Source organism: Roseivirga spongicola (genome assembly GCF_034376045.1).
In the GTDB taxonomy this organism is placed as follows: Bacteria; Bacteroidota; Bacteroidia; order Cytophagales; family Cyclobacteriaceae; genus Roseivirga; species Roseivirga spongicola.
Genome location: NZ_CP139724.1, coordinates 2,251,425 through 2,273,084, shown reverse-complemented (window position 1 = coordinate 2,273,084; position 21,660 = coordinate 2,251,425). Strand labels below are relative to the sequence as shown.

Below are 21,660 nucleotides of genomic sequence, written 5' to 3'. Positions count from 1 at the left end.
TAGCTAAAAACCAGAAGATTATTGATAAAACTTCTTAAAACGAATGTAATCGATTACGGGAGAGGGAAGCAAATACTGAACAGAGTGATCGTTTCTTATTGAACTTCTTATGAAAGTAGCAGAGATATCTAGCATTGGCGAGTCTATGTACTTAATATTCTCGTGCTTGATTTTAATTTTGCTTTTATCTACCTGAGGGCGAGGGTAAACGTACAATCCAAAGTTCTCTAGTACCGATTCGTAGTTTTTCCATTTGTGAAAATGGACTAAGTTATCTTCCCCAATAATGAGCTTAAATTCATTCTGAGGGTATTTATCTGAAAGATAGGCAAGTGTATCCGCAGTGTAGCTAGGTCTTGGCATGTTGAATTCAACATCAGAAGCCCTGAACTTGAAATTATCTTCAATGGCCAATTCAACCATCTTTAATCTATCGAACTCGTGAAGCAAAGAACTGCTGCTCTTAAAAGGATTCAGCGGGCTAACCACAAACCAAACCTGCTCTAGGTCTGTCTGGTCGGCCATAACATCTGCAATAACCAAATGACCTATGTGGATGGGGTTAAAAGAACCAAAGAACAGACCTACTCGCACAGCTTAAGCATTTAGAAACTCATCTACCAAAACCTGAGCTTTTTCATAAGACTCATCTAGGTTTTCGTTGAGAAGGGTAATATCAAATTTATTTTCGAAAGTAAGCTCAAACTCGGCTCTATACAGTCTTTGCGACATGCTCTCGCGAGACTCTGTACCTCGGCCGGTTAGTCTTTTCTTAAGCTCTTCTAATGATGGGACCTTAACAAAAATAGCCAAAGCCTGATCTCCGAAGTATTTTTTCAGGTTCATGGCTCCTTTAACTTCAACATCAAAGAGTACCGTTTTACCTAGGGCCCAAAGCCTTTCTACTTCAGATTTGAGTGTACCGTAATAATTGCCAGTGTACACTTCTTCCCATTCAATAAATTCGTCAGAGTCTATTTTAGATTTGAATTCTTCCTTAGAAAGGAAGTAATAATCTTTTCCATTTTCTTCTGTCCTGCCGCGTTTGTCTCTAGTAGAAGCAGAGATAGAAAACGCTAATTGCGGATTGTTGGCAAGCAGATGTTTTACGATGGTCGTTTTTCCTGAGCCCGATGGCGCAGTGAAAATAATGGCCTTTCCAGATGTCATGCTTAAAGGTCTACGCTCTTGCGAATGGTAGATACCAAGTTATTTGGCATCTCAGCTCTATGTTCGCAGAGTTTCTTTTTAATCTCTAGTTTTATTGACTTCTCCTTTTCGTAAGACATGTTAGACTTTACACAAGTTCTAATCTTTTGTTCGAAGATAGACCTTGATTCCTCGTCAGCCTCATTATCCAATACTAGTTGAACAATTTCAGCAAACTGATTCTCATCTATCAAATTACCTTGTTCGCAGTAACACTTCTTGAATGTGTCTTTAAACCATGCTGAGAATTCCGACATTGTTTCACTCATTTGTTATACCCCATTTCCTTTGCGTAACTGGCCAGCTTATCTTTCATCATGTTTCTGGCTCTATGCAGTCTAGACCTTACTGTTCCAATCGGAATATCGAGAATTTTCGACATTTCTTCATAGGTAAAGCCCTCTAAATCACTCAATATTATTACAGTTCTGAAATCTACTGGTATGCCATTTAAAGCACCAGAAATCTCGTCCCCGATCATATGCTGAACAGTCTCAACCCTTAAGTCGGTAGTGAAGCTTTCATCTACATCGTCTGAGTTATAGTATTGTTCAACCTCGTTATAGTCTACCTTATTCGGTTGTTTACTCTTCTTTCTATACTCATTAATGAAGCTGTTCTTCAAAATGCGGAACAACCATGCTTTTGCGTTAGTTCCACGCTCAAATGAATTGATAAACCTAAATGCCTTCAAATAAGTATCTTGTACCAAATCCTTGGCATCATCTTCATCAAAAGCAAGGCGAAAGGCAAAGTTGTACATGGAGTCTACATGTGGCATGAACTCTCCATCGAAAATCTCTGTTTTCTCCTTCTCTGAGTAATCCTGTCTACGAGCTTGTTGCTCTTGTTCGGTTTCTTCAGACATGCATCAAATTTAAGAAATTAAACACCAGTGTCTAAGCGCAAGACACCGACCACAAACATACAACAGAAAAGGCTATTTGTCGTAAGTTTGCGGCATAGATTAAAATCAAAAGGTTTGCGAATACTATTTCTGACTTATCAAGGAGGCATGGCAGGCTCCACCTATTCCATCACCTATTTAGCTAAAGGCCTGGCCGATCGTGGACACAAAGTATTTGCAGGGCTTCGAAAAGAAATGCCTATTTGGGACTTGATTGAACACCCAGGGGTAACCCGAGTCCCCATGCGGATTAAAGGGAAGTTCGATTTTGAGAATTGGAGAGAGATTCGTGATTTAGTTCGAAATGAAAAAATTGATATCATCAATGCTCAATCTAGTCACGACAGATACACGAGTATTTTCGCTAAACTGAGGTTTAACCTCCCAGTTCAGATAGTACATACACGCAGACAAAACCCTTTGAGTGCTGGTGGTTGGCTGCAACGCAAGTTTTACATAAAGAACACAGCTAATATTGTTGTAATCAGTGATGGCCTGAAAAGGATTTTTATTGAAAAGGGCTATCCTGAACATCATATTAAGGTTATCCATAATGGCATTCCCAAGAAGCGACTTGAGCAGTGGAGCCAAGAAAAAGTAGAGCAGTTCAGAAAGCAACTAAACCTTCAACCTGAAGACAAGGTGGTGGGCTGCATTTCCAGATTCAAAGAACAGCCTCAACTAATTGAAGCCATAGCAAGGCTAAACGACCCTAACATTAAACTCATTTTCGCAGGCATCTCGCCAGAGCAAATTCAGCCCTATTTAGACAAGTTCAACATCGAGAATGAAGTGCATGTTTTAGGCAAAGTTCCACCTGAAGATATTTTGAACATATACAGATTACTTGATGTAAATGTTCTAGCCTCTACTATGGATGGTTTCGGATTGGTGTTGGTAGAAGCCATGGCCATGGAATGTCCTGTAATAGCCACCAATTTTGGCGGAATCCCCGATGTAGTAGAAGACGGAGTAAATGGCTTTTTATTCGAAAACGAAGACATTGAAGGTTTAGCTGAACGAATTCAAATGGTACTTACTGACAACTCTTTAAGACAACATCTGATAACTAATGGTCTTAAAACGGCCTTCGAGAAATACACCATGGAGAAAACTATTGATGGTTATGAGGAGTACTTTGAGAGCTTAGTGAGATAAATCTTTGTTGTAAAATTTATAGATTTAAGGAGTACCAAACACACTACATCACGTGTTGATGACAAAGACTATTAAGGTTTTTCAAACCTTGCTAATACTAACATATTTCGCCTTTTATTTCTTTCCAACATGGTTTGACTTTAACAGTCAAAGATGGTCGCACTACATTTTGGCTTTCCTTTTTGGTACGCTTATCGTGACAGGCATTTATGGGCTTCAGTCTAAAAGTCAAAACAGAAAAAGAAACTGAAGCATTGACACGCTCTCAAAAAATGAGGAGTATAACCTAAAATTGATTCGAGAAGCTTAAGCCCCGCTTTATTCAAGTCTACAAAAAGCTATCTTCTTATTGCAAAAGAGATGATTGAAAATTATACTTGTATAAATGCAATTCAATAAACACTCACTCCTTCTTTTACTTATACTTTGGGCTTGTTCTAAAAAAGAAGTCACCCAACAAGACACTCCCATAATAAGCGAGATTGCTACTAGTCTCGTTTCAGAGATTAAAATTGATAGTGTCTCTCTAGCACCAGAAAAATATTCGGGTTTGGGTCGCTTAGAGCTCATCAACAACAAGATTGTTTACCTAGACTTAGTTGATCATACAGTGAATTTCTTTGACGAGAGCTTAAAGCTCGAAGGAATGTACGGAGGACAGGGCAGTGGTCCTAATGAAGTGCGAAGCATCAACTATATCGCAGAAGCTCCTGGCTCAAACTATTTGATGATAGACAACTTCGGCTTTAATGTGTTTGAGAATGATTCCATTAAGCTTTCATTCAAACTTTTCGATTGGGACAGTCAAACCTCAAGCCAAGAGCTTTTAGCCAATCCCAATGCAGAAGACAAAGGAATGTACACCATAGATTGGAACCCCAATATACAAAGCAATTTTACCAGCATTCATAATGGTTTTCTTTACCTACCAATCATTACAGAGCACCCTGAAATGAATGCTTATCAAGACGAGGAGTTCTATACAGATACCTATGCAATAGGTAAGTTCAACATAGAAAGTGGAAAACTTGAAAAAATGGGAGTTAACTGGCCAAGCTTTTATTTGGAAAATAAGTTTATTCCAAATTTCGCTGGGCTAGATTTGACTCATTTAAAAGATCATCTAATAGTCGGTTTTCAGACAGATTCTTTGATCCATATTTATGACGAAAATCTCCAATTGGTAAAGAAGTTTGGCGTATCTGGTAAAGGCTTCAAATATGAATACAAAAGGACTAGAACAGTTGAAGAAGCCATCGACTCTTGGGATAGCGACCTAATGGACCAAAGCTATTATGCTAGCTTATGGGCTAATGAAAACATGGTTTTCCGAATCTACCATCCCAATGGAAAAAATGGTCATACGAAAATGCAGGTTTACCAAGGCGAGGTTTTAACCCATGATGTTGAAGTACCCCAAAGATTCAGAGTTATTGGTAAAATTGGCGATTACTACTATGCCGATGGCCATGTCAGCGAAACCGATGAATCTTTATTTGTATATCGATTTAAATTATCTCCGTAATGCACAAACTATTGATAAGCCTACTTCTTTTAGTCGGCTTTTCATCTTTACCATTTGCCCAACAAATTGAAGTGAAAGATACTGAAGGTAAGCCTTTACCTTTCTGCCACTTAAGAGTGGAGAATCAGAAAACTTCCAGTTTTTTTTTAACAGAACACTATCTTCTTATTACACAAACTACAAAAGGAAGGTATGGCAAAATCAGGGCTTAAGTGAATACATGGAACAGTATGGCAAGCATTTAGATTTTAGACAAGCTGTAGAATATGAGGCAATCAGACTATTGGGAACAATTCAACCAGTACCTCAATGAGATTGGTAAAAAAATGGGATTAGTTGGCCTGAAAACTAAGGATGTAGAAAAAAGTACTGGAAGATGGAGAAACAGAGACTCATGTTATCGAAAAGATTCTAAAGACCGTCTTCGAGAAGTACACTATGGAAAAAACCATTGATGGGTATGAAGAATACTTTGAGAGTTTGGTTTTAAGTTAATAATCAAATAAAAAAGCACTCCATTGAGAGTGCTTTTCACGCATAAAAACCTTAATCTCCTATTTTCTCGACTTATCTCGATTAATAAATTTCTTCATACCGAAAATCACATCATCTGTCATCCTTTCAGCTACTAGGTCAACTCCATCTAAATACCATTTCTCTACATTGCCCGTTTTCCTTTCTAAATCTGCGAGCATTATGGGGTCCATCTGAAAGTACGATGCACTCATCGTTAGACCATCTCTATACATATTCATTAGTTTAGCGCCAATTCTTCCGCTATATTCCTTATCCTTTTCATCATCGATAGTAGTTACCACAGCCATTTCAAAACCCCTGAACACCAGAGACCTACCTCCCTTTTCTATACTAACTCGTACCGCAATGAGCAAAGAAGCATCTAAACCGAGTTCCTCTGTAATCAAGCCAATATTAGAAGGTGACTTAAAGTCCATAGAAACAGTCTTAGCAGTAACAGGGTAAAAAGCATAACCATCGGCAGACACCGATCCAGTTCCTCCATTACTATTACCTTGTAACCTATTTAATAGGCCATTGCTGAAAAACTTTAAAATTCCACTCAATTCTACCCTAGAAGGGCCATTAAAGTAAATTTTCTTTTGCTCTTCGTTGGTAATAAACTCATCAGGCTCCATTAGATTAAAACCGGCCGAGGTGTATTTTGCTCTAATCTTAGGAAGTATCTCCTCCATTATCCTATTGGAGATCATGTTACTTCCATCTTCTGAGATAAAGTTTTTCTCATAATACACCCAACCACCTGCTTTACTAGACTTCCATGTACTCTCATCCCAAAGCTGAAAGGTTAGCACCCCAATATCCTTTGGGTTTGGCGTATTTTCTTCTTTTAATAATCCTACATCTATTAAGCCGTCAATGAGCATTAGTTGACTTATATAGTAGTCGCTTCCTTTTCTAAAATTATCCCACTTCTTGTCTTTCATTTGAGCAATCTCCATGAAATTCTTTTGAGCTATGAGAGATCCGTTAAGCACTAGTAGTAAGCCAATTATAAGCACCCTAGCCACTGAATTATTTTTTCTAATCTGATTCATTTGAATAAATTTTTGGTGATAATTTTCTTTTAAAAATTATAGCCCTATACCAAAGGTGTACCTTACTGCTAGCGTAAATAGATAAGCGTCACTGTAAGGCCTTAGACTTAGTTCATAATTGATAGAGCGAGTACCGTAGAATAGCTTCTGAAAGCCTATTCTGGCACCAAAAGAGGTAGCAGGATCTAACGGCACTACCTGCCCATTAGCATCCGTCCCAGGCTCTGGTAAATTTGTAATTGGGGTATAGATAAGGTCTAAGTAAAACTGTTTGTCGTAATGTGTGTCATAGATATAATCACCCACTTCCACTTTGGCATGCTCTCGTTTTCTACGAGTAATCCCGAGTGTCAGTCCGGCATTAGAAGCATCTGAACTACTAAAACTGTATAGACCTACTTTTGCTAATAAATCGGTTTTCACCTCACCACGAGGCCTGAAAGACTTTTCATAAGAGCTTATATAACTACTACTGTAGCTTCCCGCACTTTCAAGAATTATTTTTACATCGTCTTTCTTTTTCTTACCCGGAATAATAGGAAGCATCACTCCGCCATTCAGTTCCATGGGTTTGGCTTTATATTCTAAAGGCCCTCGATCTATATGACCTACCCCCACTAATTCTCTGTGACCCTGAAACCAAGCAGTAAGCGGCAGGCCAGGTATATCGTACTGCCCCCTTACTTCTAATGAAATACCAAGAATAGTGGCTCCACCGAGGAACATACCTCCTCCACCACCAATAAAACCTACATATTTATCTACATCAGACTCCAAAAGCTTATAGCTAAGCTTTTGACTTGTTACACTCTGAGCCTCAGCTAGGTCGACTCCAATTAGGGCAAATATTACTATGAGAAGGGTGAGTTTTTTCATTTCTTTAATGGTTGGATTTTAAAATTTAATGCCCTTCGCGCAAAGGCGAAGGGCTGCTCTCTTTCATAGATTCTCAAAGCCATCAGAGAGCAAATGAGTTTGTATATAAAGTTTTATTAATCTGAGATGACGGGTCAGAAACTGTACTAGAGTTTCTTGATAAAAAATAGGCATTATAAATAGATGCATGACTTTGAGAATTATTGATATCCCAAAGTTCACGCTTACACTCCTGACTCCCTCTCGTGGTAATTTGGTATTTGTATGTGGAAAATACGTAGATGGTCGTGTCTGACTTTATGTTTAAGCATTTTCAGCTTTTCAGCTTTTGGCCAAGGGGCTATAGACAGCCTGACTACCAAACTAGAAACCGCTTCAGACTCTTCTGAATTAATGATGATTTACAAGGCTCTTGGAGATGAGTACTTTAATCAGGAAAATGATCTAAAGGCATTAGAAACTTATGAAAAGCACCTTCAAATTAGTCTTGCTAGAGAAGACTCTTTCAATATCCTTTCAGGCTACTTCAATGTTATTCAACCCTTAATCTATTTGGAGAAACTACCTCGCCACCTTGAAATAGCTCGTGAAGGTTTTGACTACGCCTTGAAGTTTAGCAACTTAAAATACCAAGTGATTTTTGGTAATGAGATTGGAGTGCTATACCGTAAAATGGGTTTGGGCGATAGTTCCATAGTATATCTAAACTCTGCGCTTGAAGCTAGCATTGTACTTAAGAATAAAGGTTATGAATCTTTCATTCTAGAAAATCTAGGAAACACCTACAGTAATCAAGGTGATTTTATAGAGTCAATTCAATCCTATTTAGCCGCTCAAAAGATTTATCGAGAATCTAATGACCATAAAAGTCTACAAGAGTTAGAGTACAACCTTGGAGTTCTTTATAAAAAAATTGGAGAATATGGGAAGTCAATGGATAGTTACAAAGAGGTACTTCAGTATTTCATTCTGCAGAATGACACAACTTACATAAGAGGCACACTCCATAATATTGCTTCTCTTTATCAAATTCAGAATAGGCTAGACTCGGCTCTAATTTATGCCACAAAGAGTGCCAAGTTAGAGTTTAATATGGATGACCTGTGTAATTCCGGAAACTCTGCCTTGCTTGGGAGAATACATCTTGGCTTGGAACAATTAGACTCAGCAGAGTACTACTTAAATAAAGAACTTTCGACTATGGAGAACTGTAATTCAAAGTTCTACTATTCGCCAGCCAAATCAGCACTCGGAGAAATCTACCTAAGGAAAGGTCGTTTAGAACAGTCCGAAGCATACTTTAAAGAAAGCTACAATTACGCCATTGCAAACAATTACCAAGAAGACATAATTGAAAGCTCAAAAGGTTTATTTCAAGTGTACCTTGCCCAAAATGACTATAAAAAAGCTCTGACCTATCATAGAAAATTCAAAAATGCGGAAGACTCCCTACTTAACTTAGATAATACTAGAAAAATAGCTTGGCTAGAAGCTAATCAAAGAATGAATTACCTGGCAGATAGCCTCGAATTTGAGCGCCAACTGAGTGAAACTAAACTTAACGCAGAAATCAATTCCCAAAAAGTAAAAAGACGAACAATAGTCTTTATAGCAACCACGACATTAATAATTGCAGGGGTTTGGTTCTATTTTCTACAAAAAAGAAAACAGATTAGGCATAATGAGCAACTTGCTAAAGAACGAGAAGAAGGCCTTCAAAATGTCTTGGTGGCTACAGAAACAGAACGCAGTCGCATTAGCAAAGATTTACATGATGGAGTCGGACAGCAGCTCTCCGCCATTAAATTGGCGATGTCCGATATCATGGGCAAAGTAGAGGACTCAGCAAAACCCCAAATAGCGCAACTCAACGATCTGCTTACCAGGTCTGCTGAAGAGGTACGCACTATTTCACACCAAATGATGCCAAGAGCTCTTGTGGATCATGGTTTGATTGAAGCGATAGATGACCTACTCAAAAACTCTTTTACGTATTCTGAAATCGAATATGAATTTGAATACAAAAATATCTACAGCAGATTCGGAGAACGTATCGAAATCACTATCTATCGTATTTTACAAGAGCTTATAAACAATGTTCTAAAACACTCAAATGCTACATTAGTAAATGTTCAGCTTTATAAAACAGGCAATCAGCTTACTCTTTTGGTAGAAGATAATGGTGATGGATTAAAACATGACAAACCAAAAGGACATGGCCTGCAAAACATAAAGAGCCGACTCACAATTGTAAATGGCAAAGTAAATTTTGAAACAAGCCAAGGTACCACCGTTTTTGTTAGTATACCTGTAGATAAATGACCAAAGTAATAATAATTGATGATCACGAATTAGTTGCCGAAGGCATTAGCAGACTAATAAATCAACTTGAGGGTTTTGAACTGATAGGCATATATAGCAATTCGAATGAAGGTCTTACCAAAACAAAAGTTCTAAAACCAGATCTGCTTATAACCGACCTTGATATGCCTGGAATAAACGGACTCGAGCTTGTAGAAAAACTTATAACTGCTAATGCTAAACCCAATTGCATATTACTCACCATGCACTTGGATAGAAATACAGTAAAAAAGGCCTTAAAACTTGGAGTTGAGGGCTACATACTTAAAAATGCAGATTCTGAAGAATTCCTACACAGCATAAAAACTGTCAGTAAATCGCACACCTATTATACTCCAAAAGCAATGGAAGCTCTTATTGAAAATGGAAAAGAGGTGAAATCAAGCAGTCTGAAGAAAATCCAGCTCTTAACAGAACGCGAATTGGAAATTTTAAACCTTGTGGTTCAAGGCCTTTCAACCAACGAAATCTCCGAAAAACTCTTTATAGCACGGAGAACAACAGAAACTCACAGAAAATCAATCATGTCAAAACTAGGCGTTAACAATGTTGCTGGAATGGTTAGAATTGCCATGCAAGAAGGTCTAATCGATTAATTAGCAAAAGCAGTCTCACTTGTATTGATGGTTATTGACAATACTTCCAAACTTTGATTACCAAAAATTAGATTCAAGTCTTAACTTGCAGGGTCTTAGAAATCAGCGATTCACAATAATGATAAAGCTGATTTATTTCTCGATAGAAGCTTCTTGTGCTGAATGGATTTTCTCTCAACCCTTAATGAACCACAATACGAAGGTGTAGTAAACACCGAAGGCCCAGCCATGATTATTGCTGGAGCAGGATCTGGTAAAACTCGGGTACTCACCTACCGCATCGCTTACTTGATAAAGGAAAAAGGTGTTGATCCTTTCAACATACTATCACTGACCTTTACCAATAAGGCTGCAAGAGAAATGCGCGAGCGTATTGAAAAAGTGGCAGGCCTGAATGCCCGCAATCTTTGGATGGGCACCTTCCACTCCGTATTCGCCAGAATTCTGAGAGCCGAAGCAGATCGATTGGGTTACCCGAGCAACTTCACCATTTATGATAGTGACGATTCTAAATCGCTCATTAAAACTATCGTTAAGGAGTTTGGGCTAGATGATAAGGTTTACAAACCAAACGTAGTGCTCAACCGTATTTCGGGAGCTAAAAACCGACTGGTAGAATGGTCTGAGTACATCAACAATCCGCTTTACGCGGCAGATGATGCTGCAGCTCAAAAGCCAGAAATGGGTAGAATCTACAAAACCTATTGCCAACGCTGCTTCAAAGCAGACGCTATGGATTTTGATGACCTTCTGCTGAACACCAACATACTTTTTAGAGATCATTTAGATGTGCTGCACAAGTATCAACACAGATTTAAATATGTATTGGTCGATGAGTTTCAGGACACCAATGTTTCGCAGTACCTCATTACCAAGAAACTCTCTGCCGTAAGTCAGAATATTGCGGTAGTAGGTGACGATGCCCAGTCTATTTATGCCTTCCGTGGTGCTAATATTGAGAACATCCTCAACTTTGAGAAAGACTTTCCAGACCTTAAGGTCATTAAGCTAGAGCAGAATTATCGCTCTACTAAAAACATTGTTGAAGCGGCCAACTCACTGATCGCTCAAAACAAAGGGCAGCTTAAAAAGTCTGTTTGGACAGCCAATAATGATGGCAACCGAATAGAACTCATCAAGTCTATCTCAGACAATGAAGAAGGGCGATTTGTTTCTTCAACCATTTTCGAACAAAAAGCACAAAACAATTACGAAAATAAGGACTTCGCTATTCTCTATAGAACGAACAGCCAGTCGAGGGCTATAGAAGAAGCGCTTAGAAAAAGCGGTATTCCTTACAAAATCTATGGTGGTCTTTCCTTCTATCAAAGAAAGGAAATCAAAGACCTGATGGGCTATTTGAGGTTCGCCATCAATACCAACGATGAGCAATCTTTCAGAAGAATCATCAACCTACCGAAACGAGGCATTGGACCTACCTCGGTTGAAAAAATGGTGGTTGCGGCTTTTGAGCATGACATTCCGCTCTGGGAAGTGCTGACCAACATAGACATGTTCCTTCCGGGAAGAGCCGCCAATGCCGTTAGAGACTTTGTTACCTTGGTTAAAAGTTTCAAAATCTATGTAGACTCTAAAGATGCTTTTGAAGCGGCAAGTCATATAGCCAAAGCTTCGGGCTTGCTTAAAGAGCTTTACGATGACAAAACGGTTGAAGGACTTAACCGCTACGAAAACGTTCAGGAACTCCTGAATGCCATGAAGGAGTTCGTAGAAACGCCTGAAGTAGAAGACAAAACCTTGGGCGCATTTCTTCAAGACATTGCTCTATTGACGGATGCAGACAATGAAGACCCTACAGACAATGACTTCGTTTCTTTAATGACAATTCATGCATCGAAGGGACTAGAGTTTAAAAACGTATTCATCGTTGGTTTGGAAGAAGACCTCTTCCCTTCTCAAATGATGTTGAGCAGTAGAGCCGACTTAGAAGAAGAACGCAGGCTTTTTTATGTGGCCATTACGCGGGCTCAAGACAACCTGTACTTTTCTTATGCCCTTTCGCGTTACAGGTTTGGTAGGCTCATTAATTGTGAACCAAGCCGTTTTATTGAAGAAGTAGACCCCAATTATATCTTTGTGAACACACGCTTTGGAAGCAGAGAACCTAAGTTGGGTAAGAGCGAACAGCCACCGGGTTTTTCTTCAAGCTTTGCAAGAAACTTGATGAGCAATAAAAAACCAGTAGCCAAAAAGCCGCTTCAATACCATAAACCTTCGGTAGATTTTAAGCCTAGCGACACATCGAAGCTTGGAGAAGGCATGAAGGTAGAACATCCGAAATTCGGCTTCGGAAAAGTACGAAAACTAGACACCGAAGGCGCCAACAAAAAGGCAATAGTCATATTTGAAGACTTTGGCGAAAAAACGCTCTTGCTGGCCTTTGCAAAGCTTAGAATAGTAGAATAGATAAGCTTAAAACTAGCTTTTCAATAATAATTAGTAATTTGAACCAAGACTAAAAATCAATGGGATTAGAATATAATACGGAGCGATCTGAAGTGAAATTGTTAGAGTATGGTCGCAACATCCAAAAGTTGGTTAATCATATAAAAACGATAGAAGACAAGGAAAAAAGAAGCGCTTACGCAGAAACCTTGACAGATCTGATGAAGCAGATCAACACCAACATCAAAGGCAATCAGGATTACGATCAGAAAGTATGGGACGACTTGTATTTGATCTCCAACTTTGAACTAGAAGTTGAAGCGCCTTTTCCAATGCCTGACAAAGAAGCTATTGGCAAAAAACCACAAAGGGTTAATTACAAAAGCTCAAACATTAAGTACATGCACTACGGCCGTAGCGTAGAAATAATGATTGAGCAAGCCATTGCCATGGAAGACGCAGAAACTAGAGAGTCTGCCATTATTCACATTGGCAGACTGATGAAGTCTTTCTACAATACTTGGAACAAAGACAATATCGATGATGAAATCATCTTAAAGCACATTAAGGAGCTATCTAAGGGGCAGCTAGATATTGACATTGAGAAAGTGAAAGAATTCGGTCTCTTTAACAATAACGTTAAGGAATCGCATCGTTCTAACAGGAACAATAACCGCGACAATAACCGAAGAAGAAACAACAACAAAAGACGCAGAAACTAAATGTCCTCTTTCATTATTGAAGGTGGCACCCGCCTTTCAGGAGAAATTATTCCACAAGGTGCCAAAAACGAAGCTTTACAAATTCTATGTGCAGTTTTGCTTACCGCAGAACCTGTTACAATTAACAAAGTCCCAGACATTCGTGATGTTAACAAGCTGATTGAGCTTTTGGCAGAAATGGGTGTAGATGTTAAATATCTTGGCAATGAGAGCTATCGCTTCTGTGCTAAAAATGTAGACATCGACTACCTAGAAACAGAGGACTTCAGAAAGAAAGCTTCATCTCTCAGAGGTTCAATAATGATTTTAGGTCCGCTTTTGGCTCGTTTTGGCAAAGGAAAGATTTCTAAGCCCGGAGGAGACAAAATTGGTAGAAGAAGGCTAGACACTCACTTCATTGGCTTTCAAAAACTTGGAGCCAGATTCCTTTATGAGGCAGAGACAGGCATGTACCATATCGATGCTAGTCAGCTGAAAGGAACATACATGCTGCTTGACGAGGCTTCCGTAACTGGAACTGCCAACATCTTAATGGCAGCAGCCATGGCCAAAGGAAAAACCACCATTTACAATGCTGCCTGTGAGCCATATCTTCAACAGTTGAGTAAAATGCTCAACCGCATGGGAGCCAAAATCACTGGAATTGGCTCTAACCTCCTTCATATCGAGGGAGTAGACTCACTAGGTGGTACAGAGCATACAATGCTGCCTGATATGATTGAAATTGGTTCTTTTATAGGCATGGCAGCTATGACTCAGTCTGAAATTACTATCAAAGACTGTAAGATTCCTGAGCTTGGTGTAATTCCTGATACCTTCAAGAGACTAGGAATCGAAATGGAGTTCAGAGGTGATGACATCTTCATTCCTTCTCAAGATCGATACGAAATTGAGACCTTTATTGATGGTTCAATTATGACTATCGCTGATGCTATTTGGCCTGGCCTTACCCCTGACCTTCTTAGTATTGTGCTAGTGGTGGCAACTCAGGCCAAAGGAACAGTATTAGTCCACCAAAAGATGTTTGAAAGCCGCCTGTTCTTTGTAGATAAACTGATTGACATGGGCGCTCAAATAATCCTTTGCGATCCGCACAGAGCTACAGTTATTGGCTTGAATAGACAGCAGAAACTTAAGGGAATTCGAATGACATCGCCAGACATTCGTGCCGGACAAGCCCTATTGATTGCCGCACTTTCTGCAGAAGGCCGATCTATTATTGACAATGTAGAACAAATAGATAGAGGCTACCAACATATTGACACCCGATTAAAAGCCCTTGGGGCTAAAATCGAAAGAATGGATTAGTTTATAAGCCTGACACCCGTCAGGCTTTTTTATTTTTCACTCTACTTAGCCAAGCATTCAGACTATATTAGTACAAGTCTTACTACAAAATTGGTTATGGCTAAGCATCTAGAACCCAAACTACATGGAGAGAATAAGTGGTTCTCTCGCTTTCAAGATTACATTGGAGAGTTCATTTATGGCGGCATTGATGGCTCCGTTACCACCTTTGCTGTAGTAGCTGGAGCTGCTGGCGCACAGCTGGATAGTGCAGTTGTGTTAATTCTTGGCTTCGCGAACCTGTTTGCCGATGGCTTTGCCATGTCTGTGGGCAGTTACCTTTCTACCAAGTCAGAACAAGAGAATTACCAAAAACATAAAGCCATTGAATATTGGGAGGTAGACAATCTGCCTGAAAAGGAAAGAGACGAGATTAGGGAAATATATGCTGCTAAGGGTTTTGAAGGTGAGCTTCTAGAACAAGTAGTAGACAAAATCACTGAGAATAAGGATCGCTGGGTAGATGTAATGATGAAGGAAGAACTTAACATGACCGAAGAATCCAAATCTCCATTTCAAATGGGCTTTGTTACCTTCATTTCATTCCTTAGTCTAGGCTTTATACCTCTGATTGTATATGTCATAGACTACACGAGCTCAAGCATTTCTGGCGATCTATTTCTTTATTCATCGGTTCTTACTTTTGTAACATTTGCAGGAATAGGCTTTGCCAAAAGCTACGTAACTCAGGCCAACAAGCTCAGAAGCACTTTGGAAACACTTTTTCTTGGAGGTTCAGCAGCAGTATTAGCTTATTTCGTGGGCGACTTTCTTGAAAAAATGATAGCTTGAGAAGCTAATAAAATGGTAAGGTCAATTTCAGGAACAGCAAGTAATGGTCAAAATAGGTACTTCGAGGAGGCTTAAGAAATCAGCCGCTTCAAAAAAGTTAAGGAGAAGAGACTTCTTTACATATTTTATGGAAGTTTTGCTGATCATCTTTGGTATCAGCGTAGCCTATCAGCTCAATGTTTATTACGAGGGTCAGAAAGATCTTCAACTAGAAAAAGCTGCTTTAAGAAAGGTTTACCGAGAAAACGAAACCAATATGGAGAACTTCTACAGCATTGTTCCAAGCCGGAATGAACTGCAAGAAGATACTCGAGAATTAGCCAGAATACTATTTTCAGGTGGCCTGCTAGAAGACGACAACATTGGAACTTATCTCTTTAACATCAACAGAACTTACAAACCTATCATTCAGCTAGAAGCCATCAACTTCTACTTAAATACTAATTACACGAATAGAAATTCTGACGTAAAAAGTGAACTAATCACGCTCAAGAGCAAGTATTTGGAATTAAGAGACGTGGTAGATTACTATGTAAGGATGAAGGAGAAGTACTACTCAGAATTTTTGGTGTCGGACGTAGACTTCGGGGAAGAAAAAATCATCTCTTACGAGAAGATTAAGAGTGTAGAATTCAAAAACTTAGTAGTTAACCTACTAGCCAATGAACAAGAGCTCAACCGATTGTTTGAAGACACCTTTGAGCTGGCTCTAGATTTGGATGAAATGATTGAGGAGAAGCTAAACTAATGCGACAATTAATAGGAGCTCTTCTTATTCCATTGGGCATTATATTTATATACCGAGCAATTTTACCGAAGGAGAAAAACCCTAAGGACAAACACGAAGCATCACATCGTATAGAAACATTTTCTGGAGGGCTTTTCTTGGCTTCAGCTGGAATTCTTCTATTGATTGGCTGGTAGCAAACAAAGTTTAGATGCTAGCAGTCGCTTTATTTACCTGATGTAGCCCACACTCTTTTTGGGAGGTCTCCCAATACCATCTGCCGGCTCTTGGGTGTTCTCCTGGCTCAATGGCGCGAGTACATGGTGCACAACCTATGCTGATATATCCTTTGTCATGCAACTTGTTGTAAGGCACTTTGTATTGTTTGAGGTAATCGATCATTTCTTCATAAGACCAACGAAGAATTGGATTGAATTTGATGACCTGATTAGCTCCATCCCACTCCAAAAGATCAAAGCCCTGCCTATTCTCAGACTGATCTGACCGTAAGCCCGTCACCCAAACTTTAGCGCCTACCAAAGCTCGTTTTAATGGTTCAACCTTACGAATAAAGCAACATTCCTTACGGTTCTCTACAGACTCGTAAAAGCTGTGCATACCTTTTTTATTCACCATAGTCTCCACTCGCTCCGCTTTAGGGTAATAAACCTTAATTGGCTTTTTATATCTGGAACGAGTCTGATCTATCAGTTCATAAGCCTCCTTAAACAACCTGCCAGTGTCGAGTGTAAACACCTCTATATCGACATCGTTCCTAAAGATTGCATCGGCAACTACTTGGTCTTCCTGACCAAAAGCAGAAGAAAACCTAACCTTACCAGGAAAAGCGTTAGCAACAATGCTCAACGACTCCGCCAAAGACTTCCCTTCTATTTCCTCAATTAACTGGTTGATTATTGCTTCACTCATTTTCTAACTTTTATTGTAGCCCAAACTCGCTCATGTAGGTAATAGAGAATCATTTTAGTGACTACTTCAACCGAACCGATTGAAAAAGCAGTGGCAAAATTTCCCGTAATAATATATGATATCACCATGGTGTCTATGGTACCTACAACCCTCCAGCTTACAGTTTTCAGTAAGCTTTTGAGGTTACTATCAGCCTTTCGGCTCTCCTCAATCTTTCCATTAACAAGCGTATCTACCAACATATTCTCTAGTCTTAAATAGATTCGATTCGACAAATCTATATATTCCCTACCATTTTAGTAGACTTTTAACCCAGAAAATTTCTGAGCGGTTCAGAAAACTTAAATATTCGTTCAATAAAACGATTAGAATATGACTCTGTGATGTTTGAGACTTAAGAAACAGAGCTTCTCTGCCGCCAGTTATGGCCCCTCTCCATGAGCTTCTCCTGTTAGTGATCTCCAGATGTCAACCAGTGAAGACATCGATTGTAGCAAAAGATCTATCAGAAACTTGAGATTGCTTGCCAGTCATTGTGTCCTCACCGTGACTATGACAGTCTTAAACTAATACTCGAGAGTCAACCAGTAAAGACACCGATTGTGGCAAAAACTTAACTCTTGCTCAACCTAATAGGTGGAATTCCATTCTTAGTTCATTGAGATTTAAGAAGCAGAACTTCTTAGCACATCGGCTAAAGTCTTATTTTCCAATACCTTCAATGTATTGTCTCGAACCTCCGCCATAACGTGATTAAGTCCACAAATCTCTTCTTGGCAGTTCTCACACTTCTCATAATAGTTTAAGCTTACACAAGGCAGCAGTGCAATTGGGCCATCGAGCATACGAATAACCTTAGCCAACTTAACTTCTTCTGGAGGCTTAATGAGATAATAGCCTCCACCCTTTCCTTTTTTACTACCTAAAACTCCGGCCTTTTTTAACTCCAGTAGAATATTTTCCAAAAACTTCAACGAAATCTGTCTCTCTTGAGAAATCTCAGAAATCAGTATTGGACCTTTCTCCTGGTTTTCGGCAAGATAAGTTAGTGCGTGAAAGGCATATTGGGTCTTCTTTGAAAGCATCTACAATAATCGAGAAAAATGATTGTGTCTGCAAAATGTCTATTTTTACTCAATGGTAAAAACACACGTTTCAATCTTATTCTTGAGCTTGCTTTTGGTGGGCTGTAGTCTCTTTGAGACGCTTAACCCAAAACCAGAGCTACCGGAGACTACTACCAACGGAGCCAATACTTTTGGAGCACTTGTAAACAGAAAAGTATGGGAAATCCGAAACAGCTTTAGAATGAGATCTCACTACCTCAATTCGGAATATATCTCGATATCCGGCAATTACCGCTCTAAAGAAATTGATCAGCACCTGATCATTCAAATCAGCAATGAGCCTATTGCTGAAGGCGACTACGTATTCAACAAAAGCTTATATCTTGACAGGCTGCTCAGCTGGGCCGATGACAAATTAGACCAATACTTTAGCGGTGACGATCCGAATGTAACTTTCAACGGAACACTTACTATTTTTAAGCTAGATAGATCTAACAAGATTGTTTCTGGAACCTTCGAATTCCAGATTCACAAAGCTGGAGAAGCCACCGTTAATATCGGTAATGGCAGATTCGACATGATCTATGGCCAATAAAAAAGGAGCCGAAGCTCCTAAATTTAATTATCGCAAAACACTTTTAGAATACTAATTTTGTGTTTGCTCTCTTCTTTGAGCACAATAAGAGTTAACGAAGGCCTGAGCATCTGCATAATTATCTGCCTCAAACTCGAATCGATATCCGTCTAAGCAGACTCCAATGTACCTGTTAAAATCAACTTCCTCCATATCTGAATTTACACTTCCTGCTTTCAAAGCAAAAAAGGATGAAAAAACAAAAACTGAAGCTAAAACTGCTTTTTTCATAATAATTTTATATTTATGTTGTGAATAATTGATCATGAATTTTACTTATAAATCCATTTTATTCCTACTAATATTACTTTTTTTTATTAGGCAATTTGGAATTTCTCAGGAGGTGATATTAGAGGGTGGTGTATTTGATGAGGCCAATGAACCAATCCCTGGAGTTTTGGTCTCCGTAGTAGAAAAGGACACCATGATCCACTATCAGTTTTCAGGAGCCGAAGGTGAGTTTCACCTAAAAATTGATACAACCTTATACTCATGGCCAATAAGAATTAAGGCATCATCTTTTTTTTATAAAGACACAGTAATAATTGTTAACACAATACCCACTAGTCCGATTCTAATTTTTATGGGCTTTGAAAACAACGAACTAGACGAATTTGTTGTAGAAACCACCTCGATAAATAATGATACTACAAGCCTGAATTTTCAAAAATATAACATCCAAAAATTGGAAAGCCTGGAAGAATCATTGAAAAAAATTCCTGGTATTAGTGTAGATAAAGATGGGCGAATAAAATATTGGAATCGGGAAATTGAGAAGATATTGATTGATGGTGAAGATTTGGCTAATCGTCAATACACGTTCATTTCTAAAAACCTCAGATCCGAAGTGATAGATGACGTTGAGCTTTTAAAAAATTTTGAGGAAAACACGGTATTAAAAAACTCACAACGCTCAGACAAAATCGCCCTCAATCTTAAGATTAAAGAGGAATTTCAAAATGTATGGTTTGGCAACTTAGCCAGTGCATTTGGAATGGGAAGTGGAGATAATGAGGTGAAGCAAGCCGCCAACATCGGACTCTTAAAAAAGAAAATAAAACTTCTCGATGCTTTTAAATATTCAACCCTCGGAGCCAAAGCTATTCCATTCAATGTCAACTACTCAGACAATTCTATAATAGATAAGCCGCTATACAGCGCCAAATCATTAGACATACCTCTACCTGTAGAACTCACTAATAATAACAAGGCTCTTGGCAACACCTTCCTCTTAAATAAGAAGATAAAAAATACTGATTTTCGCATCACACATTTTCTTGGAAGAGACATTCAAAAGCAGGAGTCCTTTCGTAGTCTCGAGTTTTTCTTTGACGATCAGGAATCATTCAGCGAAACCAATAACTACCTCAACAAAAACCTACTTCTTTCAGGTGAAGTGGAGTTAAAAAACTCACATCTGGACAACAAATACTACACAAACAAATTCAACTACACCTATGGATCTGGCGACTATTCATCTAACTCTCTTTTCAGTTCCAATAGAACAGAAGACCGTACCAAAAACAACGATGTTTCCTTAAGTAACCAGTTTCAATTTACCAACCAGTTAAAAAACGGTTTAGTCCTTGACAATGAACTAGCCATTGGAGCCTCATTTTTAAATGAAACGGCAGACGTAGCCTCTGATGATCTTAGAAACTTCCTGAACGATGAATCCTTAATAACTCAAAAAGTAAACAACGATTTTCAATACATAACCCTTAAATCGAAGATTGACCACTTTATCAGTGATAGAGTAAAAACCCGGTTAGGCCTCAATTTTGATAAAAGTCATCAAGAAATCCTTATCGATTTCGAACCCGACCCAAACACCTATCAAAACGAACAAACTTTTAGAAGAACCCAAATCGGCCTATCTCCAACTTTGGTTTATGACATTACAAATAGCATCGAACTCAATTCGTCAATCCAGAGCACATATGCCAGCTTTCAAAACTGGAATGACCTATTATTTAACTACCGAGCTGAACTCTACATCAAATTCTTTGGGAACCTTCAAATGAGTTATTCGAGAAACCAAGAACTGCCAAAAAATGAATTTTTTCTTGAACGATACTATTTGGTAAACAACAACTCATTTAAACGTGGTGGACTTTTCTTCTCCCCTCTCGACTACGAACAATTCAAAACTTCACTTACAAACCAAAACAAGCGCAGCACCTTCAACAATGAGATATCCTTTACTCACAGAAGATCCAAATCCACTCTCTTGCAAGAATTCACAGCGACAGACAACATCAATTTTAACAATGGCATTCAAATATTCAGGGAAGGAACTGATGATCTGCTTAAGGAACAACTGGTTATCTTAATTAACAATTTGGTGTTTAATATAGAGACTTCTCATACCTTTTTCCGAACACCTCTCTCTAATGATCCTGGAGAACTTAACCGCATTTATTCCAGTGATTACAGACTAGAGATTAGTTCTTATTTCTCCAAAACCTTCAACTTCAGCCTGACTTCTGGCTATCAGAAAAGCGTCCAAAAATTCGGAAACAAATCCTCTGTTTTCGACACTAAAAACCTAAGCGTAGACCTAGATTGGGAAATATTGGAAGATGTTGCTCTTAACCTAAATGGTGGAATCTATGAAGTGAGTGACACTATTTATAAAATATTTAATTCGAGTATAGAGTACACTCCAGAAAACAAAAGGATCTCGTACGGTCTATACTTGAATAATATTCTAAATGAAGATGAGTTTTCCTTTCAGGCAAGGAACTCATTCTTCTATTCATTCTCATCAATCCCACTGGTTCCACGATATATTCTATTTCAAATAAATTACACCTTCTAAATAAACGC

23 protein-coding genes are annotated in these 21,660 nt (G+C 38.7%); 13 read left to right on the top strand and 10 right to left on the bottom strand.

The features are described 5' to 3' along the window. Positions 1 to 18: 18 nt before the first annotated feature. From nadD to T7867_RS09970, 4 genes are read right to left on the bottom strand one after another with little or no spacing between them, the layout of a single operon-like run. Positions 19 to 594, bottom strand: coding sequence for a nicotinate (nicotinamide) nucleotide adenylyltransferase (gene nadD, locus T7867_RS09985; protein ID WP_068221131.1), 576 nt, complete (start codon positions 592 to 594; stop codon positions 19 to 21). Between the two features lie 3 nt (positions 595 to 597). Continuing rightward, positions 598 to 1,170: a guanylate kinase gene (gmk, locus tag T7867_RS09980; protein WP_068221129.1), complete on the bottom strand. Its 573-nt coding sequence runs from the start codon at positions 1,168 to 1,170 to the stop codon at positions 598 to 600. A gap of 2 nt (positions 1,171 to 1,172) precedes the next feature. After that, on the bottom strand, positions 1,173 to 1,466 hold the full coding sequence (locus tag T7867_RS09975) for a hypothetical protein (protein WP_273273151.1): 294 nt from the start codon (positions 1,464 to 1,466) through the stop codon (positions 1,173 to 1,175). An 8-nt stretch (positions 1,467 to 1,474) separates the two neighbouring features. Continuing rightward, positions 1,475 to 2,077: a sigma-70 family RNA polymerase sigma factor gene (locus tag T7867_RS09970; RefSeq protein WP_273273149.1), complete on the bottom strand. Its 603-nt coding sequence runs from the start codon at positions 2,075 to 2,077 to the stop codon at positions 1,475 to 1,477. 114 nt (positions 2,078 to 2,191) lie between these two features. Here T7867_RS09970 and T7867_RS09965 point away from each other — a divergent pair, with 114 nt between their 5' ends. From T7867_RS09965 to T7867_RS09955, 3 genes are all read left to right on the top strand, one after another. Further along, entirely contained in the window at positions 2,192 to 3,274 is a 1,083-nt protein-coding gene (locus T7867_RS09965) for a glycosyltransferase family 4 protein (protein ID WP_322299178.1), read from the top strand. 385 nt (positions 3,275 to 3,659) lie between these two features. After that, complete coding sequence (locus T7867_RS09960) at positions 3,660 to 4,799, top strand: hypothetical protein (RefSeq protein WP_068221110.1); 1,140 nt, start codon at positions 3,660 to 3,662, stop codon at positions 4,797 to 4,799. 266 nt (positions 4,800 to 5,065) lie between these two features. Then, positions 5,066 to 5,254 (top strand): hypothetical protein, encoded by a 189-nt coding sequence (locus tag T7867_RS09955; RefSeq protein WP_068221106.1) that lies wholly within the window; start codon positions 5,066 to 5,068, stop codon positions 5,252 to 5,254. A gap of 99 nt (positions 5,255 to 5,353) precedes the next feature. Here the strand turns inward: T7867_RS09955 and T7867_RS09950 are convergent, their stop codons facing one another. After that, a complete protein-coding gene (locus tag T7867_RS09950; RefSeq protein WP_068221105.1) occupies positions 5,354 to 6,373 on the bottom strand; it encodes a hypothetical protein in 1,020 nt (339 codons plus the stop codon). Positions 6,374 to 6,409: 36 nt separating this feature from the next. Next, positions 6,410 to 7,249 carry a hypothetical protein gene (locus T7867_RS09945; RefSeq protein ID WP_068221102.1) on the bottom strand — a complete coding sequence of 280 codons (840 nt, stop codon included), beginning with the start codon at positions 7,247 to 7,249 and terminating at the stop codon, positions 6,410 to 6,412. A 264-nt stretch (positions 7,250 to 7,513) separates the two neighbouring features. Here T7867_RS09945 and T7867_RS09940 point away from each other — a divergent pair, with 264 nt between their 5' ends. From T7867_RS09940 to T7867_RS09905, 8 genes are all read left to right on the top strand, one after another. Next, positions 7,514 to 9,571, top strand: a complete 2,058-nt coding sequence (locus T7867_RS09940; protein WP_068221099.1) for a tetratricopeptide repeat-containing sensor histidine kinase — start codon at positions 7,514 to 7,516, stop codon at positions 9,569 to 9,571. Beyond that, positions 9,568 to 10,206, top strand: a complete 639-nt coding sequence (locus T7867_RS09935; RefSeq protein WP_068221096.1) for a response regulator — start codon at positions 9,568 to 9,570, stop codon at positions 10,204 to 10,206. The genes T7867_RS09940 and T7867_RS09935 overlap by 4 nt, the downstream gene beginning before the upstream one ends. 162 nt (positions 10,207 to 10,368) lie before the next feature. After that, positions 10,369 to 12,633, top strand: a complete 2,265-nt coding sequence (locus tag T7867_RS09930; RefSeq protein WP_068221094.1) for an ATP-dependent helicase — start codon at positions 10,369 to 10,371, stop codon at positions 12,631 to 12,633. A 59-nt stretch (positions 12,634 to 12,692) separates the two neighbouring features. Beyond that, a complete protein-coding gene (locus T7867_RS09925; RefSeq protein ID WP_068221092.1) occupies positions 12,693 to 13,334 on the top strand; it encodes a DUF4290 domain-containing protein in 642 nt (213 codons plus the stop codon). Next, a complete protein-coding gene (murA, locus tag T7867_RS09920; RefSeq protein ID WP_288343312.1) occupies positions 13,335 to 14,642 on the top strand; it encodes a UDP-N-acetylglucosamine 1-carboxyvinyltransferase in 1,308 nt (435 codons plus the stop codon). Positions 14,643 to 14,738: 96 nt separating this feature from the next. After that, positions 14,739 to 15,473 carry a VIT1/CCC1 transporter family protein gene (locus T7867_RS09915; protein WP_322299177.1) on the top strand — a complete coding sequence of 245 codons (735 nt, stop codon included), beginning with the start codon at positions 14,739 to 14,741 and terminating at the stop codon, positions 15,471 to 15,473. A gap of 43 nt (positions 15,474 to 15,516) precedes the next feature. Then, entirely contained in the window at positions 15,517 to 16,221 is a 705-nt protein-coding gene (locus T7867_RS09910; RefSeq protein ID WP_273273134.1) for a hypothetical protein, read from the top strand. Continuing rightward, complete coding sequence (locus T7867_RS09905; RefSeq protein WP_322299176.1) at positions 16,221 to 16,397, top strand: hypothetical protein; 177 nt, start codon at positions 16,221 to 16,223, stop codon at positions 16,395 to 16,397. The genes T7867_RS09910 and T7867_RS09905 overlap by 1 nt, the downstream gene beginning before the upstream one ends. A 10-nt stretch (positions 16,398 to 16,407) precedes the next feature. On the opposite strand, the gene T7867_RS09900 is transcribed toward T7867_RS09905, so the two are convergent. The 3 genes from T7867_RS09900 to T7867_RS09890 all read right to left on the bottom strand — a co-directional run bounded on the left by T7867_RS09900 (position 16,408) and on the right by T7867_RS09890 (position 18,215). Then, complete coding sequence (locus T7867_RS09900; protein ID WP_273273131.1) at positions 16,408 to 17,130, bottom strand: phosphoadenylyl-sulfate reductase; 723 nt, start codon at positions 17,128 to 17,130, stop codon at positions 16,408 to 16,410. Beyond that, a complete protein-coding gene (locus tag T7867_RS09895; RefSeq protein WP_407691172.1) occupies positions 17,127 to 17,372 on the bottom strand; it encodes a DUF2061 domain-containing protein in 246 nt (81 codons plus the stop codon). Before T7867_RS09895 ends, T7867_RS09900 begins: the two co-directional genes overlap by 4 nt. Before the next feature lie 423 nt (positions 17,373 to 17,795). Next, positions 17,796 to 18,215 carry an RrF2 family transcriptional regulator gene (locus T7867_RS09890; RefSeq protein WP_322299174.1) on the bottom strand — a complete coding sequence of 140 codons (420 nt, stop codon included), beginning with the start codon at positions 18,213 to 18,215 and terminating at the stop codon, positions 17,796 to 17,798. Between the two features lie 52 nt (positions 18,216 to 18,267). Here T7867_RS09890 and T7867_RS09885 point away from each other — a divergent pair, with 52 nt between their 5' ends. After that, a complete protein-coding gene (locus T7867_RS09885; RefSeq protein WP_322299173.1) occupies positions 18,268 to 18,792 on the top strand; it encodes a hypothetical protein in 525 nt (174 codons plus the stop codon). A 51-nt stretch (positions 18,793 to 18,843) separates the two neighbouring features. On the opposite strand, the gene T7867_RS09880 is transcribed toward T7867_RS09885, so the two are convergent. Next, on the bottom strand, positions 18,844 to 19,062 hold the full coding sequence (locus T7867_RS09880; RefSeq protein ID WP_322299172.1) for a hypothetical protein: 219 nt from the start codon (positions 19,060 to 19,062) through the stop codon (positions 18,844 to 18,846). A 34-nt stretch (positions 19,063 to 19,096) separates the two neighbouring features. On the opposite strand from T7867_RS09880, the gene T7867_RS09875 reads away from it, so the two are divergent. Beyond that, positions 19,097 to 21,652, top strand: a complete 2,556-nt coding sequence (locus T7867_RS09875) for a hypothetical protein (protein ID WP_322299171.1) — start codon at positions 19,097 to 19,099, stop codon at positions 21,650 to 21,652. Positions 21,653 to 21,660 lie beyond the last annotated feature (8 nt).

Coding starts and splice junctions, on each gene's coding strand:
- T7867_RS09930 (WP_068221094.1), top strand. CDS start 10,369: ATGGATTTTCTCTCAACCCTTAATGAACCACAATACGAAGGTGTAGTA.
- T7867_RS09875 (WP_322299171.1), top strand. CDS start 19,097: ATGAATTTTACTTATAAATCCATTTTATTCCTACTAATATTACTTTTT.
- T7867_RS09975 (WP_273273151.1), bottom strand. CDS start 1,466: ATGTCGGAATTCTCAGCATGGTTTAAAGACACATTCAAGAAGTGTTAC.
- T7867_RS09895 (WP_407691172.1), bottom strand. CDS start 17,372: ATGTTGGTAGATACGCTTGTTAATGGAAAGATTGAGGAGAGCCGAAAG.
- murA (WP_288343312.1), top strand. CDS start 13,335: ATGTCCTCTTTCATTATTGAAGGTGGCACCCGCCTTTCAGGAGAAATT.
- T7867_RS09925 (WP_068221092.1), top strand. CDS start 12,693: ATGGGATTAGAATATAATACGGAGCGATCTGAAGTGAAATTGTTAGAG.
- T7867_RS09960 (WP_068221110.1), top strand. CDS start 3,660: ATGCAATTCAATAAACACTCACTCCTTCTTTTACTTATACTTTGGGCT.
- T7867_RS09890 (WP_322299174.1), bottom strand. CDS start 18,215: ATGCTTTCAAAGAAGACCCAATATGCCTTTCACGCACTAACTTATCTT.
- T7867_RS09880 (WP_322299172.1), bottom strand. CDS start 19,062: ATGAAAAAAGCAGTTTTAGCTTCAGTTTTTGTTTTTTCATCCTTTTTT.
- T7867_RS09900 (WP_273273131.1), bottom strand. CDS start 17,130: ATGAGTGAAGCAATAATCAACCAGTTAATTGAGGAAATAGAAGGGAAG.
- T7867_RS09885 (WP_322299173.1), top strand. CDS start 18,268: ATGGTAAAAACACACGTTTCAATCTTATTCTTGAGCTTGCTTTTGGTG.
- T7867_RS09970 (WP_273273149.1), bottom strand. CDS start 2,077: ATGTCTGAAGAAACCGAACAAGAGCAACAAGCTCGTAGACAGGATTAC.
- T7867_RS09910 (WP_273273134.1), top strand. CDS start 15,517: ATGGTCAAAATAGGTACTTCGAGGAGGCTTAAGAAATCAGCCGCTTCA.
- T7867_RS09955 (WP_068221106.1), top strand. CDS start 5,066: ATGAGGCAATCAGACTATTGGGAACAATTCAACCAGTACCTCAATGAG.
- T7867_RS09950 (WP_068221105.1), bottom strand. CDS start 6,373: ATGAATCAGATTAGAAAAAATAATTCAGTGGCTAGGGTGCTTATAATT.
- T7867_RS09940 (WP_068221099.1), top strand. CDS start 7,514: ATGTGGAAAATACGTAGATGGTCGTGTCTGACTTTATGTTTAAGCATT.
- T7867_RS09915 (WP_322299177.1), top strand. CDS start 14,739: ATGGCTAAGCATCTAGAACCCAAACTACATGGAGAGAATAAGTGGTTC.
- T7867_RS09905 (WP_322299176.1), top strand. CDS start 16,221: ATGCGACAATTAATAGGAGCTCTTCTTATTCCATTGGGCATTATATTT.
- T7867_RS09945 (WP_068221102.1), bottom strand. CDS start 7,249: ATGAAAAAACTCACCCTTCTCATAGTAATATTTGCCCTAATTGGAGTC.
- gmk (WP_068221129.1), bottom strand. CDS start 1,170: ATGACATCTGGAAAGGCCATTATTTTCACTGCGCCATCGGGCTCAGGA.
- T7867_RS09935 (WP_068221096.1), top strand. CDS start 9,568: ATGACCAAAGTAATAATAATTGATGATCACGAATTAGTTGCCGAAGGC.